An 18,993-nucleotide genomic window follows, 5' to 3' on the forward strand; every position below is an offset into this window, starting at 1 on the left:
CGGGGGGGTGTTCGGGGGGCATCCGCGGCTGCTGGTGACGACGGCCGTCGAGGGGTCGGACACGACCCAGCGCACCTATGAGATCAATACGCCGGTGACCCTGCTGGGCCGCGGGACGGACTGCGATCTGCGCCTCGTCGACCCGGGAGTGTCCCGGCACCATGCCGAGATACGCGTAGAAGGTCCCGAAATCGCTCTCGTGGATCTAGGGTCGACCAACGGCTCGTTCGTCAACGGGCAGCCGATCCGGCGGGTCACGCTGGTCGACGGCTCCCGCGTGACGATGGGCCGGACCACTCTTGTGTTCCGCCGCGATAGGGAGTAACCCCGACTCCGATGTCCCCTTTCACCCTCACCCTGATCAAGCTGGCGTTCCTCGCGGTCCTCTGGCTGTTCGTCATCGCGGCCGTCGGCGTGATCAGGGCCGACCTGTTCGGCTCGAAGGCCGCGACGAGAGCGGCCCAGCGCGCGTCCCAGCCGCGGCCTCCACGGGAGCAGCGGCAGCCGAAGCCGCCGCGGCAGCAGCGCAGCGCCCAGCAGGGCGCCCCAACGAAGCTGGTGGTCGTGCAGGGCGAACGGGCCGGCACGGTCATCGACCTCACGGGGGTGCCCATCACCATCGGTCGGGCCAATGACGCCACGCTTGTAGTGACCGACGACTACGCTTCGAGCCGGCATGCCCGACTTTATGCGCAGGACGGTCAGTGGATCGTGGAAGATCTCGGCTCGACCAATGGCACATATCTCGGACGCACGAAGGTGAGCCGGCCGATGCCGGTCCCGCCCGGCGTACCGGTCCGTATCGGCAAGACCGTGATCGAGCTGCGCAAATGACTCTGGGAATCCGCTACGCCGCGCGCTCCGACGTCGGCATGCTGCGCGAGGGCAACGAAGACTCGGCGTACGCGGGCGCGCACCTGCTCGCGGTCGCCGACGGGATGGGCGGGCACGTCGGCGGCGAGATCGCCAGCGCGGCGGCGATCGAGGCGCTGCGGGCGCTCGACAAGGACCTGCCCGCGACGGAGCTGCTGGCCGCGCTGGAGCACACGGTCCGGGCGGCGAACGACAACCTGCACCGCATCGTGGAGTCCGATCCGGCGCTGCAGGGCATGGGCACGACGCTGACGGCGATGCTGTGGGCGGGCAACCAGGTCGCGCTCGTCCACATCGGCGACTCCCGCGCCTACCTGCTGCGGGACGGCAGCCTCTTCCAGATCACGCACGACCACACGCTGGTCCAGTCGCTGGTGGACGAGGGCAGAATCAGCCCCGACGAGGCCGCGTCCCATCCCCAGCGTTCGCTGCTGCTGCGGGCACTGGACGGGCGCGGCGAAGTCGACCCCGACCTGTCCCTGCGGGAGGCGCAGGTCGGCGACCGGTACCTGCTGTGCTCGGACGGCCTGTCGGGCGTCGTCACCGCCGAGACGATCTTCCAGGTGCTGACCGACGTGGACGACCCGGAGCAGGCCGTCCGGCAGCTCATCGACCTGGCGAACCGCGGCGGCGGCCCCGACAACATCACCTGCGTGGTCGCGGACGTCATCGACCTGGAGCGCCAGCCGCCGACGGGCGGGCCGGGGCACGCGGTCGGCGCGGCGGCCAACGCCTCGCCGCCGGAGCCGCCGGGCGGGGGGCCCGGCGCGAACACGACCGCCGCCGACACGCCCGCCGGGCGGGCCGCGCAGCTCCGCGACACCAGGCCGCAGCCGCCGGTCGCCGTGGACGAGATGCCCCCGCCGCCGGCCCCCGCGCAGGCGCCGATGGCCGACCCGATGGGCGGTCCGCCGATGGCGGGCGGCGCGATGCAGCAGGCTCCGATGCGGGCGCGCCGGGGCGGCGTGCGCCGCTGGACGTGGCTGTTCGTCGTCGCGGGCGTCGTCGTCGTGTGCGTCCTGGCGGGCGGGTTCGTGCTGGTGCAGACCGTCCGGAACGGCTACTACATCGGCGAGGAGAAGGGCCAGGCCGTCCTGTACCGGGGGACGCCGCAGTCGGTGCTGGGCTTCGACATGTCCCGCAAGGCGAACGTGAAGAACCTCCAGCCCATCATGGTCGAGGACCTCCCCCAGGACCTCCAGCAGGAGGTGAAGGCCACCTACTCGGTGGACGGCTCCGACGAGTGGCAGCTGCTGGTCTCCCGCGTCTGCAAGTACAGCCTCGTCAACGAGTCCAACAACGTCTCCATCGTGCGCGGCCGCAGCCAGCAGAGCTGCAAGGAGGACGTGAAGCCCACGGGCGTCCCGATCTCCGAGCTGACCCGTTCCGACGCCGACGCGATCACGAAGGGCACCGTCAAGGACATCATCGGCCGGGCCGGCGCGCAGGCCCGGCTGAAGCAGATGACGGACCGCCGCGACAAGTGCACCCAGGGCGCTCCCGACAAGCCCGCTGACTGTCCCCCCAACCGAGGGAAGCCGTAGATGCAGTCGATCGGGGACCAGATCAGGGCGCGGCTGCCGTACCAGCGGCGCAACGCGGCCTCGTTCGCGCTGCTGATCTTCGCGATGGTGCTGACGCTGTCGGCGTTCGCGGAGGTCGGCCTGGCCCGTGACGGCTACATCCCCGGCGGGCTGTTCGTGTACGGCGGCGGGCTCGCCGTGCTGGCGCTCGCCGCCTACTTCGTCCAGATGAAGTTCACCCCGTACGCCGATCCGCTGCTGCTGCCGCTGGCGGTGGCGCTGAACGGCATCGGGCTCGCGATGATCTACCGGCTGGACCTGGACACCAGCGACGACCGCAAGGCCGCCGCGGCCGCGGGCAAGAAGGTCCTGGAGGACGCCGCCGACGCGCCGAGCCAGCTGATGTGGACGTTCGTCGGCATCGTCCTGTTCGTCGCCGCCGTCCTGATCATGCGGGACACCGAGAAGAGCGACGCCCCGCTGTCGTTCACGCCGAAGACCGCGCAGCGCTACACGTACCTGATCGGCCTCAGCGCCGTCATCCTGTTGCTGCTGCCGATCGTCCCCGGCATCGGCGCGGAGATCAACGGCGCGCGGGTGTGGATCCAGCTCGGCCCGTTCTCGGTGCAGCCCGGCGAGTTCGCCAAGCTGCTGCTCGTCGTGTTCTTCGCGGGCTACCTGGTGAACAAGCGGCAGGCCATGTCGCTGATCGGCAAGAAGATCGGGCCGCTGAGCGTGCCCCGCGCCCGCGACCTCGGCCCGATCATGGTGCTCTGGTTCTTCTCGCTCGGCGTCCTGTTCGTCCAGAAGGACCTCGGTACCGCGCTGCTGTTCTTCGGCCTGTTCATCTCGATGCTGTACATCGCGACGCAGCGGGTGTCGTGGGTGGTGATCGGTGTCGGGCTGCTGGCGGCGGGCGTGTTCGTCGCGACGCTGCTGCCGTTCATGGGCCACGTGAACCAGCGCATCGACATCTGGCAGAACCCGAAGCCGTACTTCGACGGCGGCTGCCTGCTGGAGAGCGGCAAGGTCGTCCCCGTCAACCCCAACACCGAGATATACAAGCGGTTCGACGCGCAGGGGTCGGCCTCGCCCGGCTTCTCGGCGTGCGCCGAGCTCGGCGGGTCCTACGCCGACAGCGCGCAGCTGATGAAGGGCCTGTTCGCGCTCGCGCAGGGCGGCGTCCTCGGCACCGGGTTCGGGCAGGGCGAGCCGTGGCGGACGCCGCTGTCGTTCAGCGACTTCATCTTCGACTCGATCGGCGAGGAGCTCGGGCTGACCGGGCTGATGGCGCTGCTGCTGATCTACTCGCTGATCGTGCAGCGCGGGATGAAGACCGCGGTGGCGGCGCGCGACCCGTTCCTGAAACTGTTCGCGGGAGGTGTCTCGTTCGTCCTGGCGCTCCAGGTCTTCGTGATCGTCGGCGGCGTGACCAGGCTGATCCCGCTCACCGGCCTGACGACGCCGTTCCTGTCCCAGGGCGGCTCGTCGCTGATGGCCAACTGGATCCTGATCGCGATCCTGGTGCGGATGAGCCATGACGCGCGCAAGCCGGCCCCACAGGCGATCCAGGACGAGGGCATGACCCAGATCGTGAGCACGAGGTGATTTCCGTCCCATGAACATGGACAAGCCGGTTCGACGGGTGGCGATCTTCGCGTTGCTGCTGTTCTTCGGGCTGATGGCGCAGGTGAACTACGTCCAGGGCAGCCAGGCGGAGGACCTGCGGACCGACTCCAACAACGCCCGGCAGTACGCCGACCCGCTCAAGTCGCCGCGCGGGCAGATTTCCGCGGGCGGCGAGGTCCTCGTGGTCTCGGAGCGGTTCAAGGAGGACGCCGAGAAGTATTCCCGGGTCTACAAGGACGGTCCGGTCTTCGCGCCGATCACCGGGGCGTTCACGACGAGCGGCACCGCCTCGCAGGTGGAGCGGGCCTACAACTCGCTGCTGGCCGGCAAGGACAGGCGCATCACGCAGCAGCGCTGGTTCGACACGTTCATCGGCAAGAAGGCGGAGGGCGCGAACGTCGAGCTGACGATCGACCCGGACGCGCAGCGGACGGCGTACGCGCAGCTGAAGGCGAAGACGCAGCAGGGCCGCCGCGGCGGCGCCGTGGTGATGGACATCAAGACCGGCGCGATCAAGGTGGCGGCGTCGTGGCCGTCCTACGACCCGAACGAGGTCGCGCCGCAGACGGGTGACAAGGGCGCGAAGCGGCTGGAGCAGCTTGAGAAGGGCGACGGCGTCATCCGGCCGCTGGTCGACAACGCGCTGAGCCAGACGTTCCCGCCGGGCTCGTCGTTCAAGGCGGTCACCTCGGCGGTGGCGATGGAGCGGCTCAACCTCAGCATCTCCTCCAGCGTCCTCACCGGCCAGCTGATCCTGCCGGAGTCCGGACGCCCGCTGCCGAACTCGCACGACAGCGGCAGTTGCGCCGGCACCGCCCCGCTGAAGGGCGCGTTCGCCGAGTCGTGCAACACCTCGTTCGCGAAGATGGCGCTCGACATGGGCATCCAGCAGCTCCACGACGGCTCCGCCAAGTTCGGGTTCGGGGAGCGGATCAAGGTGGAGCCGGACATGTTCTCGGCGCAGAGCGCGGTCCCGGTGTCGGTCACGGACTCCAAGGGCAAGACGGTCGAGACCGGCAAGGACGGGACGGCGCGCTCCGGCATCGGCCAGGAGAACGTGCGGGCCACGCCGCTGCAGATGGCGATGGTCGGGGCCGCGGTCGCCCACGACGGCAAGATCATGAACCCGTACGTGGTGCAGAAGGTGCGGGCGAAGGACCAGAGCGAGCTGTACAACGCGTCCCCGAAGGAGTTCGGGGAGGCGATGAGCGGCGACCACGCCGACCAGCTCGCGGAGATGATGCGGGCGGTGATCACGGAGGGCACCGCGAAGAACCTCCAGGGCATGCGGATCGCCGGTAAGACCGGTACCGCCGAGCAGGACCCGGCGTCCGGCATCCCGAACTCCCGCTGGTTCGTCGGGTTCAGCCCGATCGAGAACCCGCGCTACGCCTTCGCCGTGGTGACCGAGGGGTCCGGCGACGGCGCGACCAATGCCGGTCCGATCGCAGGGGCGATCATGGCCAAGGTCTTGAAGAAGTGAGCACGGGCCTCGTCCTGAACGGGCGGTACCGGCTGCTGGAGCGGCTGGCCGTCGGCGGGATGGGCGAGGTCTGGCGGGCGGACGACGAGGTCTCCAGGCATCCGGTCGCGGTGAAGCTGCTGCGCCGGGAGTTCGTCTCGGACCTGTCGGCGCGGACCCGGTTCGAGTCGGAGGCCCGGTTCGCGGCCGAGCTGCGGCATCCGGGGATCGCGCGGGCCTACGACTTCGGCGAGCAGAACGGCCGGACGTACCTGGTGATGGAGCTGGTGGCGGGCGAGCCGCTGGACGGGATCCTCGCGCGCGACGGCGGGCTGCCGCTGGAGGCCGTCCTCGACCTGCTGGTCCAGGCGGGGCGGGCGCTGACCGTCGCGCACCGGGCGGGGGTCGTGCACCGGGACGTCAAGCCCGCGAACCTGATGGTGTCGCCGGACGGCGTCCTGAAGATCACCGACTTCGGGATCGCGCGGCAGCTGGCGGCGGCGTCGCAGACCGCGACCGGCATGGTCATGGGGACGGCGCACTACATCTCCCCCGAGCAGGCGCAGGGGCTGAAGCTGACGCCGTCCGCCGACCTCTACTCGCTGGGCGTGGTGGCGTACGAGTGCCTGACGGGCGCGCCGCCGTTCGACGGTTCCACGCCGGTGGAGGTCGCGCTGCGGCACGTCCGGGAGGCGCCGGCGGAGCTGCCGGCGCGGTTCCCGGCGGCGGCCCGCGAGCTGATCATGGAGATGCTGGCGAAGCATCCCGCGGGCCGTCCGGCGGACGCGGCGACGGTCGCCGAGCGGGCGCTGGCGATCCGCGCGGCGCTCAGCACGGGCCGGCCGGTCCGGGTGGACGCCCCACGTCGCCCGGCACGACCCCAGATTGTTACCCAATCGTCTGTTTTGTCTGGATTTGACGGGTCTGGGGGGCCGGATAACCTCACCAGGGGACCGGTGCGCGGGCCGGCGCGCGGGCACGAGCGCCCCGGCAGGCGCTCGGCGCGGGCGTACACCTCCGTCGCGGCCGTGCTGCTGGTCGTCACGGCCATCGTGATCGGGTCGCTCTGGAAGGGGTTCGCCTTCGCCGCCTCCGGTGAGGACGAGCGGGACCCGCCCGGCGCCCCCGCCACACGGCCCGTCGGGGACGGCAGCGTCGACGTCCCGGGCACCGCGCCGGGCGAGTCGGGCAGGTACCGATCCCGTGTCACACCCAGGCCGACTGTCCCGCAGGGGCCGCGGACGCATAGGATCCGTCCGTCAACGCCGGGGACCCGCCAGGCGTCCCCATCACAGAAGCCATCCACGAATCCGCACAGGGCGACGCGCACCGCCCCAGACCAAACACCGACACCGGCGGAGAGCGCCACGACTCCGTCAACTCCGAGCCCGGATCCCTCTCCCACCCAGAGCGGGAAGCTAGGTTCGGAGGACAAGGTGTAGACGTACGAGGGAAAGTGCACATATGAGTCAACCTCGGCTGCTCGGCGGCCGCTACGAGCTCGAGACGGTGATCGGGCGGGGCGGCATGGCCGAGGTCTACCGTGCCCGAGACCTGCGCCTTGATCGCGTCGTCGCGGTCAAGACACTGCGGTCCGACCTGGCCCGTGACCCCACGTTCCAGGCCCGGTTCCGGCGCGAGGCCCAGTCGGCCGCGTCGCTGAACCACCCCTCGGTCATCGCCGTGTACGACACCGGCGAGGACATGATCGGCGACAACTCCATCCCGTACATCGTGATGGAGTACGTGGACGGCAGCACCCTGCGCGACCTGCTGCGGGAGAACCGCGCGCTGCTGCCCGAGAAGGCGCTGGAGGTCACCGACGGGATCCTGCGCGCCCTCGACTACAGCCACCGCGGCGGGATCGTCCACCGCGACATCAAACCGGCCAACGTGATGCTGACCCGGCAGCACGAGGTCAAGGTCATGGACTTCGGCATCGCCCGCGCGATGGCCGACACCGCCGCCACGATGACGCAGACCGCGCAGGTCATCGGCACCGCGCAGTACCTGTCGCCGGAGCAGGCGCGCGGCGAGCGCGTCGACGCCCGCAGCGACATCTACTCGACGGGCTGCGTCCTGTACGAGCTGCTGACCGGCAAGCCGCCATTCACCGGCGACTCCCCGGTCGCGATCGCGTACCAGCACGTCCGGGAGGAGCCCGTCCCGCCGTCGGGCGTCGACCCGCAGATCCCGCAGTGGGCGGACGCGATCGTGCTGAAGGCCATGGCGAAGGAGCCAGACAACCGTTACCAGAACGCCACGGAGTTCCGGCAGGAGATCCAGCGCGTGCTGCAGGGGCAGCCGGTGGCGTCGACGGCCGCGTCCACCATGCTCATGGGCGGGCAGCCGCAGGGCACCCAGGTCATGAGCGGCTACCCGGGCGGCCCCCGCACCCAGGTGCGGCGCCCGCCGGACGACTACGGCATCCCGCCCGCGCGCTACGACGACGACATGCCCGACCGCGGCGGCGCCGGCAAGAAGGCCGCGCTGTGGATCGGCCTCGCCGTGCTGTTCATCGGCGGCGCCGCGCTCATCGGCTGGATGATGAGCGGCGGTGGCGGCGGAACCGAGCAGGTCGCGATCCCGCAGAGCATCGTCAACACCAGCCAGAGCGACGCGACCGCCGAGCTCACCAAGCTCGGATTCCAGGTCGGCGAGCCGAAGCAGGAGTACAGCGACAAGATCAGGCGCGGCAACGTCATCAGCTCCGACCCGCAGCCCGGCACCCAGGCGGAGAAGGGCGCGACGATCACGCTGGTGGTCTCCAGGGGCGAGAAGCCGCCCTCGGAGGTCGAGATCCCGGACGTGACCGGGAAGTCGTACAGCTCGGCCAAGAGCCTCCTGGAGGAGCAGGGCTTCGACGTCGAGAAGAAGGTGGAGTCGAGCGACTCCGTCCCGCGCCTCGACGTCATCAGCACCGACCCGCCCGGCGGCTCGAAGGCGCCGAAGGGCTCGACGGTCACGGTCGTCGTCTCCAACGGCCCGGCGAACCTCAAGGTGCCGAACCTGTTCAACAGCAGCCAGCGCGCCGCCTGCGCCAAGCTGGAGGGCCTCGGCCTGCGCTGCAATGTGGAGAAGGGCCCGGCCCCGCCGGACCGGCCCGTCGCCCCCGGCTTCGTCTACGACCAGCAGCCGACCCCGGACGCGACGGTCGCCCCGGGCGACACCGTCACGATCTTCGTGGCCCAGAAGCAGCAGACCCAGCCACCCCCGCCGAGCCAGAGCCCGGGCATCCCCTGGCCACCGGGCGGCGGCGACGGGTAGCCGGACGGACACACATCAGGGGCCCTGAACCTCCCACAAGGGAAGGTTCAGGGCCCTTGATCGTCTCGACGCCGAACCGCGCTGACCTGCATGGATGCCGGACGACCGGCGCAATATACGAGTGATCTGAAAATTTCGGTTGAAATCCGTAACGTCTCAAGGCCCCGTGACGAAGACCATATCGAGGGCTTCCGCCATTGCCCCCGAGTGGCGGAAGCCCTCTTGCTTGTCTGCAGTGCTCTCCTCCTTCGGGCCTTGGCGGCCCTCCATCGTCGAGCACTGCGTGCGATCGCTGCATCGCTCCGGCTCGCCTGGCGGCTCGCTGCGCGATCAGGTTCTTGCTTCGCTCGAACCTGCCTTCGGACGCGATCGCGACGATTCCGGTTGTCGCGTGGTTGCGGTGCCGGTTGCGGTCAGTGCGTCCGGTTGCACTGCAGCCGACGAGCGCTCCGGGCAGTGGGTGCTGCGGGTCGGCGGGTGCTGTCAGTCTCGGGTTGTTGGGGAGCCGGTCGGGGTTGGGCGGTCTACTACGCCGTGGTCGAACTGGACCTTTGGCTCTACCCAGGGGAACACGACGTACCAGAAGACTGCCGCTATGGCGATGATGAGACCTAGGGCCGTGGCGGTCTTGGTCTGCCATTCGCCCGGCAGGTGGCGCCAGATCCAGGCGTACACGGGATGCCTCCTAGCTTCCGGCGGCGGGCTGCCGCGCCTGGTTCACGCGAGGTAGTGCGGACGCCAGCTCGCCGAAGATGATCATTCGTTCGGCGGCGGAGTACTTGGGGTGGCAGGTGGTGAGCGTGATCAGCGGCTTGGTCGGCTTGCGCTTCGGGTGGCGGGGGACGGGCGCGGTCACCTCCGTCGCGGACGGCTTCACGATGTCGCGGCCGGTGACCGTGTAGACGTACTGCCTGTCCCGGGTGTCGATGAGGATCTTGTCGCCGCGTTTCAGCTCGCCGAGCCGGTTGAACGGCGCGGAGTAGGTCGTCCGGTGGCCGGAGACGACGAAGTTGCCGACCTGGCCGGGGAGCGCGGTGCCGGGGTAGTGGCCGGGGCCCTTGCGGAGGTCCTCGCGGTCCACGCCCTCGATGATCACGAAGCGGTAGTCCTTCCCGAAGCGGGGGATGCGGATCATCGCGAGGCCCTTGCCGAGCTTCACCCGCTCGGTGGTGACCTTGCCCCAGTCCTGCAGGAGTTCGTCGCCGAGGCGGTCCTGCTGGCCCTGGGTGTAGCGGCCGGTGCCCCACAGCGAGTACGTGACGAAGAGCATGAGGATCAGTCCGGCGGTGATGCACAGCTCGCCCATGCCACGGATGACCATCCGCACCGAGCGTCCTCCTCCGTCGGGGGCCGGGCTAGCCGCCGGCCGGCGCCGTAGCGTGCTTCATCGTCACGTTGCCGGTGTAGGGCGGCAACGTGGCGCGTTCCACGGTCCGTACCGAGTAGCCGAGCCCGTACGCGCGGACGTACTTCCGGTAGATCGCGATCTCGCGGGACGCGCCGAGCGCCGCGCGGAGCCGTTCCGGGTCGCCGGTCGCGGTGATCCGGAACGGTGGGGAGTACACGACGCCCTGGAGGATCAGCGTATTGCCCACGCAGCGCACCGCGCTCGTCGAGATCACCCGCTGGTCCATGATCTGCATCCCGGTGGCGCCGCCGGCCCAGAGGGCGTTGACGACGGCCTGCACGTCCGCCTGGTGGACGACCAGGTCGTCGGGACGGACGTCGCGGGGCAGGTCGCCGGACGCCGGCTGCGGGGCGTCGTCCAGCGCGACCTGGACGGCCGTGCCCGTGAGCGGGGTGAATCCGGCACGGGATGCCAACCGGTCCGCCTCGGATTGGGCGTGTTTCACGCGGGCGTCGTGACGTCCGGCCTCCCGGGAGATACCGTCGACCTCGTGGCGGAGGCGCCGGTACTCGGCGCGCTCCTGACGGCTCCGGTGCTGCTCAGCGGCGATGAGCTCGGTGACACGGGTGCGGCCCTGCTCGCGCAGGCTCGTGCCGCGGGCCGTGCTCGCGCTCGCCGCGAACAGGGTTCCCGCGAGGAGCGTGAGAACTGGGATGATGCTTCCCCACGCTGGAAGCCGTACTCTGCACACCAGCGACTACGCTAACCGACAAAACACCCATGCGCGGTCCGGCGCTCCGGCCGCCGGACGCCCGAGGAGATCGAATCCACCGTGGCCAAGTCCAAAGTGCGCAAGAAGGCCGTTTACACGCCCCCGCAGAAGTCCAAGGCCCCGGAGGTCAGCCCGCGCTGGCTGGTGCCCACGATGGTCGGCCTGTGGCTCATCGGCCTGATCTGGATCGCCGTCTTCTACGTGACCGCCAGCACCGGAACCGACGTGCCGTACATGACCGACCTGCACAACTGGAATCTCGGCATCGGCTTCACCGCGATCATCCTTGGCGTGATCCTGTCGACCAAGTGGCGCTGACCGTTAGTTATCCACAGGTCGGGGACCTCCCACCCCGGCTATCCCCAGGTTTTCCACAGCCCGCAACCGGCCGCGCCGCCCCGTGAGGGGAACGGTGCGGCCGGTGTAGGCCGTGGGCACGGTCGCGATGCCGGTCGTCCGCCGGAGTGGCACGTTCCAGTTGGACGGGACGTGCCGGGCGCCGCCGCCCGTGGGCCGCGGCGCCCGCGCCGTCAGGCCGCCGGGCTGAGGTCCGCCGTCCTGATCATGACCAGGGCCGCCAGCAGGGCGAAGGTGAGCAGCGGCGCCGCGATGTTGATCACGCGCCGCCGCGCCTCGGGCGCGTAGGCGTACGCGGCGGCGAGCGCCGCGCCGACCACGAGCCCACCGATGTGTCCCTGCCAGGAGATGTTCGGCACCCCGAACGTGATCACCAGGTTGATCACCAGCAGGAACACGATCGGCCCGACCGGGCTGCCGAGCCGGCGGCCGATCACGAAGAACGCCCCGAAGAGGCCGAAGATGGCGCCCGACGCGCCGACGGCCGAGTCCTGCGGGGCGCCGACCAGGTACAGCAGCACCGAGCCGCCCAAGCCCGACAACACGTACAGGGCGAGGAAGCGCCACCGTCCGAGCACCTGCTCCAGCGAGGGGCCGACCGCCCACAGCGCCCACATGTTGAACAGGATGTGGGTGATGCCGAACGTCCCGCCGCGCTGGTGCAGGAACATCGTGGTGAACAGCCGGTACCACTCGCCCTCGGCGACGCCGCCGACGCTGCCGTCCGGCAGGACGCCGCGTCCGAGCATCATGAACTCCCACACGACGCGCCACGACGCCAGCTCCGCGAGGTACATGGCGATGCACGCGCCGATGAGCGTGTACGAGACGACCGGCACGGCGGACGTGGACCCCCGCGCGCCGAGCACCGTACGCGGGACGGCCTTGCGGATGCCGCGGTTGCCTTCGGCGACGCACTCGACGCACTGATGCCCGACCGCCGCGTCCCGCATGCACTCGGGGCAGATGTAGCGGTCGCACCGGGTGCAGCGCACGTACGTCTCCCGCCCCGGATGCCGGTAGCAGGTCGGCACCGAGGTCTCGGGAGCGGGACTGTGGTCTGTGCTCATCTATGGCTCCGTAAGGCCGTTGCCAGGTCTCACACCCTATGGAACGACTAACGGCGGTCGATCGTCACCGACTGGAGCACGACGTCCTCGGTCGGGCGGTCCTGGCGCCCGGTCGGGACCTTGCCGATGCGGTCGACGACGTCCGTGCCCTCGATGACCTTGCCGAAGATAGTGTGCCGGCCGGTCAGGTGCTGGGTGTGCCCGACGCTCAGCGTGATGAAGAACTGCGAGCCGTTGGTGCCGGGCCCGGCGTTGGCCATCGCCAGCAGGTAGGGCCTGTTGAACTTCAGGTCGGGGTGGAACTCGTCCTTGAACTCGTAGCCCGGGCCGCCGGTGCCGGTGCCCAGCGGGTCGCCGCCCTGGATCATGAACTTGTCGATGACCCGGTGGAAGACGGTGCCGTCGTAGAGGGGCGCGTCCGACTTCTGGCCGGTCCGCGGATCGTGCCAGGTCTTGTTGCCCTCCGCCAGGTCGACGAAGTTCGCCACCGTCTCCGGCGCCTGCTCCGGGTACAGCTGGACGACGATCGTCCCGAGCGAGGTGTTCAGCTTCGCGAAAATCTCGTTGGCCACGTGGCCCCCTCGTGAGTGGTTTTGTGACGTCCGACGGCGCGGTCACGGTCATGCCCGAATTTGTCACGCTCGGTGACCTCATGGTCGCGTGATCAGGGTTTACCCCCCGGTCGCTGGGAAGGCTGCAGACAGGACCTCGCAAACAGGGAGGTTAGCGTGTCCCTAATGATGAGTATCCGCCGGAAGCCGCAGGAGGACGGTCTGACACGGTTCGGACGCGTCCAGGAGACGGCCCGCCAAGGCGCCGACATGTGCCGGCAGGGCGCGTCCTCGGCGGCCGAGCGGATCGTGCCCGTCGCGGGCGAGCGGGTGATGGTCGTCCGCGGCTGGAGCGCACCGAGGCTCCGGCAGGCCGCCCGGTATGTGGAGACCGGGCTGGCACCGCGGGTGAGCATGTTCCTGAGCGATGTGGCGCACCGGATGGAGCCGCCGAAGCGGACCAGGCCGGGGCGTGGCGCGCTCATGACGATGATGGGGGTGGTCGCCGCCGTCGGCGTGGCCGGCGCTGTGGCGACGCGGCGCGGTGTCATCCGCGACCTGACCAAGGGTTCCGGTGACCATGTGGGGGACGCCACCTCGGCCGACTCCATGACGGTCAGCGGCGCCGACGTCGACGGTCAGGTGGACTCGCCGCACTGAGCCCGTCCGCGCTCTGGGCGGACGCAAGGGCGAGAGGGCGAAGACTCATAGAAGGGCCCGGTCATTCGTGACCGGGCCCTTCGCCGTGCGCTTTTGGTCTGTGGTGGTCCGTCGCGTCCCCTCTGTCCCTGCGGTTACTACCAACCGGTACGGTGAACGCCATGTCGCGGAAACGCTCGATCCGGCAGGCGGTGGCGGACGGGGTCGGGCAGCGCGCCCGCCAGGGCGTTCACATCGCCCTGCACCGCACCTTGGAGTGGGTCCAGCGGCGCGGCGAGATCACCCCTCAGACGCCTGGCCGCCGCCGGTTCGCGTATCTGGGTGAGGGCGTGTGCATCGGCTTCCCGGTCGGCGCCGTCTACGGCGAGCCATGGATTTCGATCGGCGACCACACGCTCGTCGGGACGCACGTCACGATCTCGGCGGGCTTCGTCCCCGGGCTCGACCTCGGCCCGGACGTCGTCGTCCGCATCGGCGGGAGCTGCTCGATCGGGCGCGGCACGCACATCGTCGGCCACCAGTCGATCGTCATCGGCGACGACGTCTTCACGGGGCCGAACGTCTACATCACCGACCAGAACCACTCCTACGGAGACCTGCACACGCCGATCGGGCGGCAGTGGCCGGAGAACAATCCCGTCGTGATCGGCGACGGCTGCTGGATCGGGACCGGCGCGATCATCCTCCCGGGCACGCGGCTGGGCCGGAACGTCGCGGTCGCGGGCGGCGCCGTCGTCCGGGGGGAGTTCCCCGACCACGCGGTGATCGGCGGCGTCCCGGCGAAGATCCTGCGCTCCCACGACAAGGAGAACGGCTGGCAGCCGCCGCTGCGCACCCACCCGCTCATGTCGCTGGACGAGCTCGCGGCGCTGTCGGTGAACGGCCTTGAGGGACTCCAGGTCCTTCAGGACAAGCTCCGGGAGGAGTCCGGCCGGCGCGACGGCGACGACGCCCTCCAGGAGGAGGCCGGCTGACGCCGTCGAGCGGGCGGGGCGGCACCCGGGCGGCACCGGCAAGCGAGGAGCCCCGCCTTGTAGGGCGGGGCTCCAGGGTGCCGCTTGTCAGTTGTAGCGCGCGGCGCGGCGGTCGGTGTTGTCGCGGCGGTCGGAGGCGTAGGAGCCGCCTCGGCGATTCCCGTGCGAGCCGCCACCGGAGCGCGGACCGCCTCCGGAGCGCTGGGCGCCGCCCGTCCGGGGCGCGCCGCCGGTGCGCGGGCCGCCTCCGCGGCGGTCGCCGCCGGGGTGCGAGCCGCGGTGCTCACCGTCGCGGGACTCGAACGAACCACCACGCGGCTCGTAGGAGCCGCCGCGCGGTTCGTACGAACCGCCACGCGGCTCATGGGAGCCGCCGCGGCGGCGTCCGCCTTCGCGGTCGAAGGAGCGCGGGCCGCGTCCGCGGCGCCCGCCCGGACGGCCTCCCCGTCCACCGCCGCCCTCGCCGCGGCGCGGGCGCTCGGGGATGATCGGCCCCTCGATCGGGATGCCGGACGGCGGCCGGGCGCCGGTCAGCTTGACCAGCTCGTCGTCGCCGGTGGTGACCCGGACGCGGGGCGCGTTGATGCCCGCGCGGCGCGTCATCGCGGACGTGGCGCGCACCTGGTGCGGCAGCACGAGCGTCACGACGGTGCCGCTCTCGCCGGCGCGGGCGGTGCGGCCGGCGCGGTGCATGTAGTCCTTGTGGTCGGCGGGCGGGTCGACGTGCATGACGAGGGTCACGTCGTCCACGTGGATGCCGCGGGCCGCGACGTCGGTCGCGACGAGCACGCTGATCGAGCCCTCGCGGAACTCGGCGAGCGTGCGGGTCCGCAGGCCCTGGCTCTTGCCGCCGTGCAGGCCCGCCGCGCGGACGCCGACCTGGGCGAGCTGCTTGGCGAGCCGGTCGACGCCGTGCTTGGTGCGGGCGAACAGGATCGTCCGGCCCTCGCGGTTGGCGATCTCGGCGGTGACCGCGGCCTTCTCCTTCGGCGCGACCAGGAGCAGGTGGTGCTCCATCGTGTCGACGGACTCGTCCACCGGGCCGATCGCGTGCGTCACCGGGTTGCTCAGGTACCGCCTGACCAGGACGTCCACGTCCTTGTCGAGGGTGGCGGAGAACAGCAGGCGCTGCCCGCCGAGCTTGGCGGCGTCGAGGATGTCGGTGACGTCGGGCAGGAAGCCCATGTCGGCCATGTGGTCGGCCTCGTCCAGCACGGCGATCTCGATGTCGGACAGGTCGCAGGCGCCCTGGCGCATCAGGTCCTTGAGGCGGCCGGGCGTGGCGACCAGGACCTCGACGCCGCGGCGCAGCGCGTCGATCTGCTTGAACATCGAGGTCTGGCCGATGACGGTCTTGAACCGCAGCCCGAGGCCGCGGCCGAGCGGCTCCAGGTTGGTCTGGACCTGCTGGGCCAGCTCGCGGGTCGGGACCAGGATCAGCGCCAGCGGGCGCTTCGGTGCGGCCTTGCGGCCGGAGAGTCGGGCGAGGAGCGGCAGCCCGAAGGCGAGGGTCTTGCCGGAGCCGGTCTTGCCGCGTCCGAGGACGTCGCGTCCGGCCATGATGTCGGGGATCGCGGCGGCCTGGATCGGGAACGGCGCGTCGATGCCCTGACGGGCGAGAGAGCTCACCAGCGCGGCCGGGAGGCCGAGCTCGGCGAACGTGGGAACCCGCTCATCGCCCGTGGTCGCGGGCATGGTCGGGTTCTGTGCAGCGGCAGCTGTGGTCACGCATTACCTTCCGAGAGGGGGGCACGTCTCGGGAGGCACCACGGTCCGCGTGGGCTGCAAGGACGAGCCAGACGCCATCGGGGCGTCGAAGAATGATTCCTAGAGTCTAACGTCGGCAGGGCACCGCGTTATGCCCCGCCTCTGCCGGAACATTCAAGCTCACTCGTCCAACGGCGTGTCAGCAGTCGCAGGAGACGGCGCTGATGGGCGCGGTGAGCGGGTCGGGGGAGCGGCGCGTGACCGTCCCCGGGACGGTATCCACGGGGAGCCCCTCGCGGGCCCAGTACTCGAATCCGCCGATCATCTCCTTGACCGGGTAGCCGAGCTTCGCGAACTCCAGCGCGGCCCTCGTGGCGCCGTTGCAGGCGGGCCCCCAGCAGTAGACGACTACGGTCCTGCCGTCCGGGATCCGCGACGCGGCGCGCGCGGCGATCTCCGGGGTCGGCAGGTGCAGCGCGCCGGGGATGTGTCCCTGCTTCCAGCTCCGCGTGCCGCGCGCGTCGACGACCACGATCGCGTCACCGCCGAGGTCGTCGGCGACGTCGGACACGTCCGTCTCGAACGACAGGCGGGCGGCGAAATGCCGGACGGCCTCCTCGCTGGACGCCGCGGGCAGGAAATCGATCATGTGACGCTCCTCAAGCCGGAAATCGTGGACGGCCCCATGCTGCGCGGCGGCCGCATCGTCCCAGAAGTGGCCTGATCGCCGACTATCGCTAAGATTTCGCCATGGTGGCCATCGCTCCGCCGGCCCGCCGGCACACGGTGTCGGTGCTGACGTTCGACGGCATGGCGCCGTTCGAGCTCGGCTCCGTCGTCGAGGTGTTCGGGCTGCCGCGCCCCGAGCTGGACGTCCCCTGGTACGACCTGCGGGTCTGCTCGCCGGAGCGCGGCCCGATCCGGGCGGTCGGCGGCTTCACGCTGACCATCGAGCACGGCCTGGCGGAGTTCGCGGCCGCGGACACGGTGATCATCGTCGCGGTCCCCGACGTCCGGGACGAACCCCCGCCCGACATCGTCGCGGCGCTCCGGCACGCCCACGCCCGCGGCGCCCGCGTCGTGTCGATCTGCTCGGGCGCGTTCGCGCTCGCCGCGGCCGGCCTGCTGGACGGACGCGAGGCCACCACCCACTGGCGGTACGCCGACCTGCTACGGCGCCGCTATCCGAAGGTGCGCGTGAACCCGGACGTCCTGTACGTGGACGGCGACGACGTGCTGACGGGGGCGGGCAGCGCGGCCGGGCTCGACATGTGCCTGCACCTCGTCCGCAAGGACCACGGCGCCCGGATCGCGAACGCGGTGGCGCGGCGGCTGGTCGTCCCGCCGCACCGGGAGGGCGGTCAGGCGCAGTTCGTCGAGGCCGCCGTGACCCGCCCCGACGGCGGCGACGACGCGGTCGCGCGCAGCATGGCGTGGGCGCTCGCCCATCTCGCCGAGCCGATCACGGTCGCGCGCCTGGCCCGGGAGGCGCACCTCGCGCCGCGCACCTACATCCGGCATTTCCGCCGGCAGACGGGGACGAGCCCGCTCCGCTGGGTCATCACCCAGCGGATCATGGCGGCGCTGCCGCTGCTGGAGGAGGGCCGTACGCCGATCGAGGAGATCGGCGCGGCGGTCGGATTCGAGAGCCCGGTGACGTTCCGGCACCATTTCGTCCGGGCGATGAAGACGTCGCCGTCCGCCTACCGGCGCACGTTCCGCGCGACGGCCGCCGCCGTTCAGTGACCGCCGTCCTGCTGGAGGTCCTCAAGGCCGGTGAGCAGGCGCGCGACGTCCAGCCCGGTGCTCAGGTAGTCGACGAACACGTGATTGTTCAGCGCCCATTTCGACCGGCGGTACCGGATGAGGAACACCGCGTCGTCCGCTGAATACCCCATCCCGATGAGGCCCTGCGCGACGACGAGCCCCGACCGGTTATAGCCCGAATGGCACCGGACGAGAACCCGCCGCCCCTGCCGAAGCGCCTCCACGGCGGTGTCGGCCAGCCGACAAACGGCCTCCAGTTGCTCAGCGGTCAGAGGAGCGTCGGGCATCTCGACGTAATGGTGCTCGACATTCGGCGGCGGCCCGTGACCGTCTCGCCGGTAAAGGCTGATGACGGTGTCGAACTCGTCCGTCACAACGGCCGGGACACGTTCTCCGGACGCCGCGGCGTAATGGTGCCCGCCCATCCACAGGCCAGGGACGATCTCATTCCACGGATGCTCCGCATCCGGCGCTCCCCGGCCCTTGCCCTTGACGCGCACCACCCCGGCTCACCCGCGCTGGACGGCGACCGGCGCCTGCCGGTCGATCTCGTGGCACAACACGGTGACCATGTCCTCGAACGCCGCCGCGCCGTATCGCGAGTGGAGGCCGGGGTAGACGTTCTTGCGGGCGGCCTCCCGGAGCATCCAGTCCAGATCGGTGTGCGCCACCTGCTGCCCGAGAGCCAGCCGGTCGTGGGCCTGCCGGGTCACCCGGAGCAGTTCCGGATGGGCCGCGGACTCGGAAAGGATCATGCGCGTCGCGTCCCTGAGGTCCATGCCGGGAGTCTAACGATGCGATCATGAATCGGGATATGGCCTGGCTCGGCCGTGATCACTGTGCAATCCCTGCCGAGTTCGCGAAAGTCCGCCAGATCAGACAAATCACCCCTTCCCGGACGCCGCGCCCATGGTTAGCATCACGCTGCCGGGACGTCCGCCCCCGGCGGGTTCTCCATGGCCGCCCGCCTGTTCCGGCTGCTCCCTCGCCAGCGGCGCCCGCCTGCCGCACCGACCCTCCCGAGAGGACCCCC

General features: G+C 70.7%; 19 protein-coding genes. 11 read left to right on the forward strand and 8 right to left on the reverse strand.

All coding sequences use genetic code 11. The features are described 5' to 3' along the window. The 7 genes from E1264_RS16530 to pknB form a co-directional block, all read left to right on the forward strand. On the forward strand, positions 1 to 325 hold a 325-nt coding region (locus tag E1264_RS16530), incomplete at its 5' end, for an FHA domain-containing protein (protein WP_132174374.1). Between the two features lie 11 nt (positions 326 to 336). Beyond that, a complete protein-coding gene (locus tag E1264_RS16535) occupies positions 337 to 834 on the forward strand; it encodes an FHA domain-containing protein (protein ID WP_132174376.1) in 498 nt (165 codons plus the stop codon). Beyond that, entirely contained in the window at positions 831 to 2,417 is a 1,587-nt protein-coding gene (locus E1264_RS16540; RefSeq protein ID WP_132174378.1) for a Stp1/IreP family PP2C-type Ser/Thr phosphatase, read from the forward strand. The genes E1264_RS16535 and E1264_RS16540 overlap by 4 nt, the downstream gene beginning before the upstream one ends. Further along, positions 2,418 to 4,004: an FtsW/RodA/SpoVE family cell cycle protein gene (locus tag E1264_RS16545; protein WP_132174380.1), complete on the forward strand. Its 1,587-nt coding sequence runs from the start codon at positions 2,418 to 2,420 to the stop codon at positions 4,002 to 4,004. Between the two features lie 10 nt (positions 4,005 to 4,014). Continuing rightward, complete coding sequence (locus tag E1264_RS16550) at positions 4,015 to 5,508, forward strand: penicillin-binding transpeptidase domain-containing protein (protein WP_132174382.1); 1,494 nt, start codon at positions 4,015 to 4,017, stop codon at positions 5,506 to 5,508. Further along, complete coding sequence (locus tag E1264_RS16555) at positions 5,505 to 6,929, forward strand: serine/threonine-protein kinase (protein WP_132174384.1); 1,425 nt, start codon at positions 5,505 to 5,507, stop codon at positions 6,927 to 6,929. Before E1264_RS16550 ends, E1264_RS16555 begins: the two co-directional genes overlap by 4 nt. Positions 6,930 to 6,951: 22 nt before the next feature. Further along, positions 6,952 to 8,754, forward strand: a complete 1,803-nt coding sequence (pknB, locus tag E1264_RS16560; RefSeq protein ID WP_132174386.1) for a Stk1 family PASTA domain-containing Ser/Thr kinase — start codon at positions 6,952 to 6,954, stop codon at positions 8,752 to 8,754. 685 nt (positions 8,755 to 9,439) lie between these two features. Here the strand turns inward: pknB and E1264_RS16570 are convergent. Beyond that, a complete protein-coding gene (locus tag E1264_RS16570; protein ID WP_132174426.1) occupies positions 9,440 to 10,075 on the reverse strand; it encodes a class E sortase in 636 nt (211 codons plus the stop codon). Positions 10,076 to 10,109: 34 nt separating this feature from the next. Next, positions 10,110 to 10,853, reverse strand: coding sequence for a DUF881 domain-containing protein (locus tag E1264_RS16575; RefSeq protein WP_132174390.1), 744 nt, complete (start codon positions 10,851 to 10,853; stop codon positions 10,110 to 10,112). Between the two features lie 81 nt (positions 10,854 to 10,934). Here E1264_RS16575 and E1264_RS16580 point away from each other — a divergent pair, with 81 nt between their 5' ends. Further along, positions 10,935 to 11,192, forward strand: a complete 258-nt coding sequence (locus tag E1264_RS16580; RefSeq protein ID WP_132174392.1) for a cell division protein CrgA — start codon at positions 10,935 to 10,937, stop codon at positions 11,190 to 11,192. Positions 11,193 to 11,404: 212 nt separating this feature from the next. Here the strand turns inward: E1264_RS16580 and E1264_RS16585 are convergent, their stop codons facing one another. Together E1264_RS16585 and E1264_RS16590 are read right to left on the reverse strand one after the other, a co-directional pair. Further along, the gene (locus E1264_RS16585; protein ID WP_132174394.1) at positions 11,405 to 12,301 is read right to left on the reverse strand and encodes a rhomboid family intramembrane serine protease; all 897 of its coding nucleotides are present in this window, start codon (positions 12,299 to 12,301) and stop codon (positions 11,405 to 11,407) included. A 47-nt stretch (positions 12,302 to 12,348) separates the two neighbouring features. Beyond that, positions 12,349 to 12,873, reverse strand: a complete 525-nt coding sequence (locus E1264_RS16590; protein WP_132174396.1) for a peptidylprolyl isomerase — start codon at positions 12,871 to 12,873, stop codon at positions 12,349 to 12,351. 165 nt (positions 12,874 to 13,038) lie between these two features. On the opposite strand from E1264_RS16590, the gene E1264_RS16595 reads away from it, so the two are divergent. Both E1264_RS16595 and E1264_RS16600 read left to right on the forward strand, forming a co-directional pair. Further along, the gene (locus tag E1264_RS16595; RefSeq protein WP_132174398.1) at positions 13,039 to 13,512 is read left to right on the forward strand and encodes a hypothetical protein; all 474 of its coding nucleotides are present in this window, start codon (positions 13,039 to 13,041) and stop codon (positions 13,510 to 13,512) included. A gap of 161 nt (positions 13,513 to 13,673) precedes the next feature. Further along, complete coding sequence (locus E1264_RS16600; protein WP_132174400.1) at positions 13,674 to 14,486, forward strand: acyltransferase; 813 nt, start codon at positions 13,674 to 13,676, stop codon at positions 14,484 to 14,486. Positions 14,487 to 14,573: 87 nt separating this feature from the next. Here E1264_RS16600 and E1264_RS16605 read toward each other — a convergent pair whose 3' ends face one another. Together E1264_RS16605 and E1264_RS16610 are read right to left on the reverse strand one after the other, a co-directional pair. Next, on the reverse strand, positions 14,574 to 16,181 hold the full coding sequence (locus E1264_RS16605; protein WP_132174402.1) for a DEAD/DEAH box helicase: 1,608 nt from the start codon (positions 16,179 to 16,181) through the stop codon (positions 14,574 to 14,576). 211 nt (positions 16,182 to 16,392) lie between these two features. Beyond that, the gene (locus E1264_RS16610; RefSeq protein WP_132174404.1) at positions 16,393 to 16,842 is read right to left on the reverse strand and encodes a rhodanese-like domain-containing protein; all 450 of its coding nucleotides are present in this window, start codon (positions 16,840 to 16,842) and stop codon (positions 16,393 to 16,395) included. 101 nt (positions 16,843 to 16,943) lie between these two features. On the opposite strand from E1264_RS16610, the gene E1264_RS16615 reads away from it, so the two are divergent. Then, positions 16,944 to 17,939 carry a helix-turn-helix domain-containing protein gene (locus E1264_RS16615; protein WP_132174406.1) on the forward strand — a complete coding sequence of 332 codons (996 nt, stop codon included), beginning with the start codon at positions 16,944 to 16,946 and terminating at the stop codon, positions 17,937 to 17,939. On the opposite strand, the gene E1264_RS16620 is transcribed toward E1264_RS16615, so the two are convergent. After that, a complete protein-coding gene (locus E1264_RS16620) occupies positions 17,933 to 18,463 on the reverse strand; it encodes a dual specificity protein phosphatase family protein (RefSeq protein WP_207935965.1) in 531 nt (176 codons plus the stop codon). The genes E1264_RS16615 and E1264_RS16620 overlap by 7 nt on opposite strands. A 6-nt stretch (positions 18,464 to 18,469) precedes the next feature. Beyond that, positions 18,470 to 18,739: a hypothetical protein gene (locus E1264_RS16625; protein ID WP_132174408.1), complete on the reverse strand. Its 270-nt coding sequence runs from the start codon at positions 18,737 to 18,739 to the stop codon at positions 18,470 to 18,472. Positions 18,740 to 18,993: the final 254 nt, after the last annotated feature.

Origin of the sequence: Actinomadura sp. KC216 (assembly GCF_004348535.1) — a bacterium.
GTDB lineage: Bacteria > Actinomycetota > Actinomycetes > Streptosporangiales > Streptosporangiaceae > Spirillospora.

What these genes read in the sequence shown, in the direction of transcription:
- E1264_RS16535 (WP_132174376.1), top strand. Translation starts at nt 337, where the DNA reads ATGTCCCCTTTCACCCTCACCCTGATCAAGCTGGCGTTCCTCGCGGTC.
- E1264_RS16540 (WP_132174378.1), top strand. Translation starts at nt 831, where the DNA reads ATGACTCTGGGAATCCGCTACGCCGCGCGCTCCGACGTCGGCATGCTG.
- E1264_RS16545 (WP_132174380.1), top strand. Translation starts at nt 2,418, where the DNA reads ATGCAGTCGATCGGGGACCAGATCAGGGCGCGGCTGCCGTACCAGCGG.
- E1264_RS16550 (WP_132174382.1), top strand. Translation starts at nt 4,015, where the DNA reads ATGAACATGGACAAGCCGGTTCGACGGGTGGCGATCTTCGCGTTGCTG.
- pknB (WP_132174386.1), top strand. Translation starts at nt 6,952, where the DNA reads ATGAGTCAACCTCGGCTGCTCGGCGGCCGCTACGAGCTCGAGACGGTG.
- E1264_RS16570 (WP_132174426.1), bottom strand. Translation starts at nt 10,075, where the DNA reads ATGGTCATCCGTGGCATGGGCGAGCTGTGCATCACCGCCGGACTGATC.
- E1264_RS16585 (WP_132174394.1), bottom strand. Translation starts at nt 12,301, where the DNA reads ATGAGCACAGACCACAGTCCCGCTCCCGAGACCTCGGTGCCGACCTGC.
- E1264_RS16595 (WP_132174398.1), top strand. Translation starts at nt 13,039, where the DNA reads ATGATGAGTATCCGCCGGAAGCCGCAGGAGGACGGTCTGACACGGTTC.
- E1264_RS16600 (WP_132174400.1), top strand. Translation starts at nt 13,674, where the DNA reads ATGTCGCGGAAACGCTCGATCCGGCAGGCGGTGGCGGACGGGGTCGGG.
- E1264_RS16605 (WP_132174402.1), bottom strand. Translation starts at nt 16,181, where the DNA reads ATGCCCGCGACCACGGGCGATGAGCGGGTTCCCACGTTCGCCGAGCTC.
- E1264_RS16610 (WP_132174404.1), bottom strand. Translation starts at nt 16,842, where the DNA reads ATGATCGATTTCCTGCCCGCGGCGTCCAGCGAGGAGGCCGTCCGGCAT.
- E1264_RS16615 (WP_132174406.1), top strand. Translation starts at nt 16,944, where the DNA reads ATGGTGGCCATCGCTCCGCCGGCCCGCCGGCACACGGTGTCGGTGCTG.
- E1264_RS16625 (WP_132174408.1), bottom strand. Translation starts at nt 18,739, where the DNA reads ATGGACCTCAGGGACGCGACGCGCATGATCCTTTCCGAGTCCGCGGCC.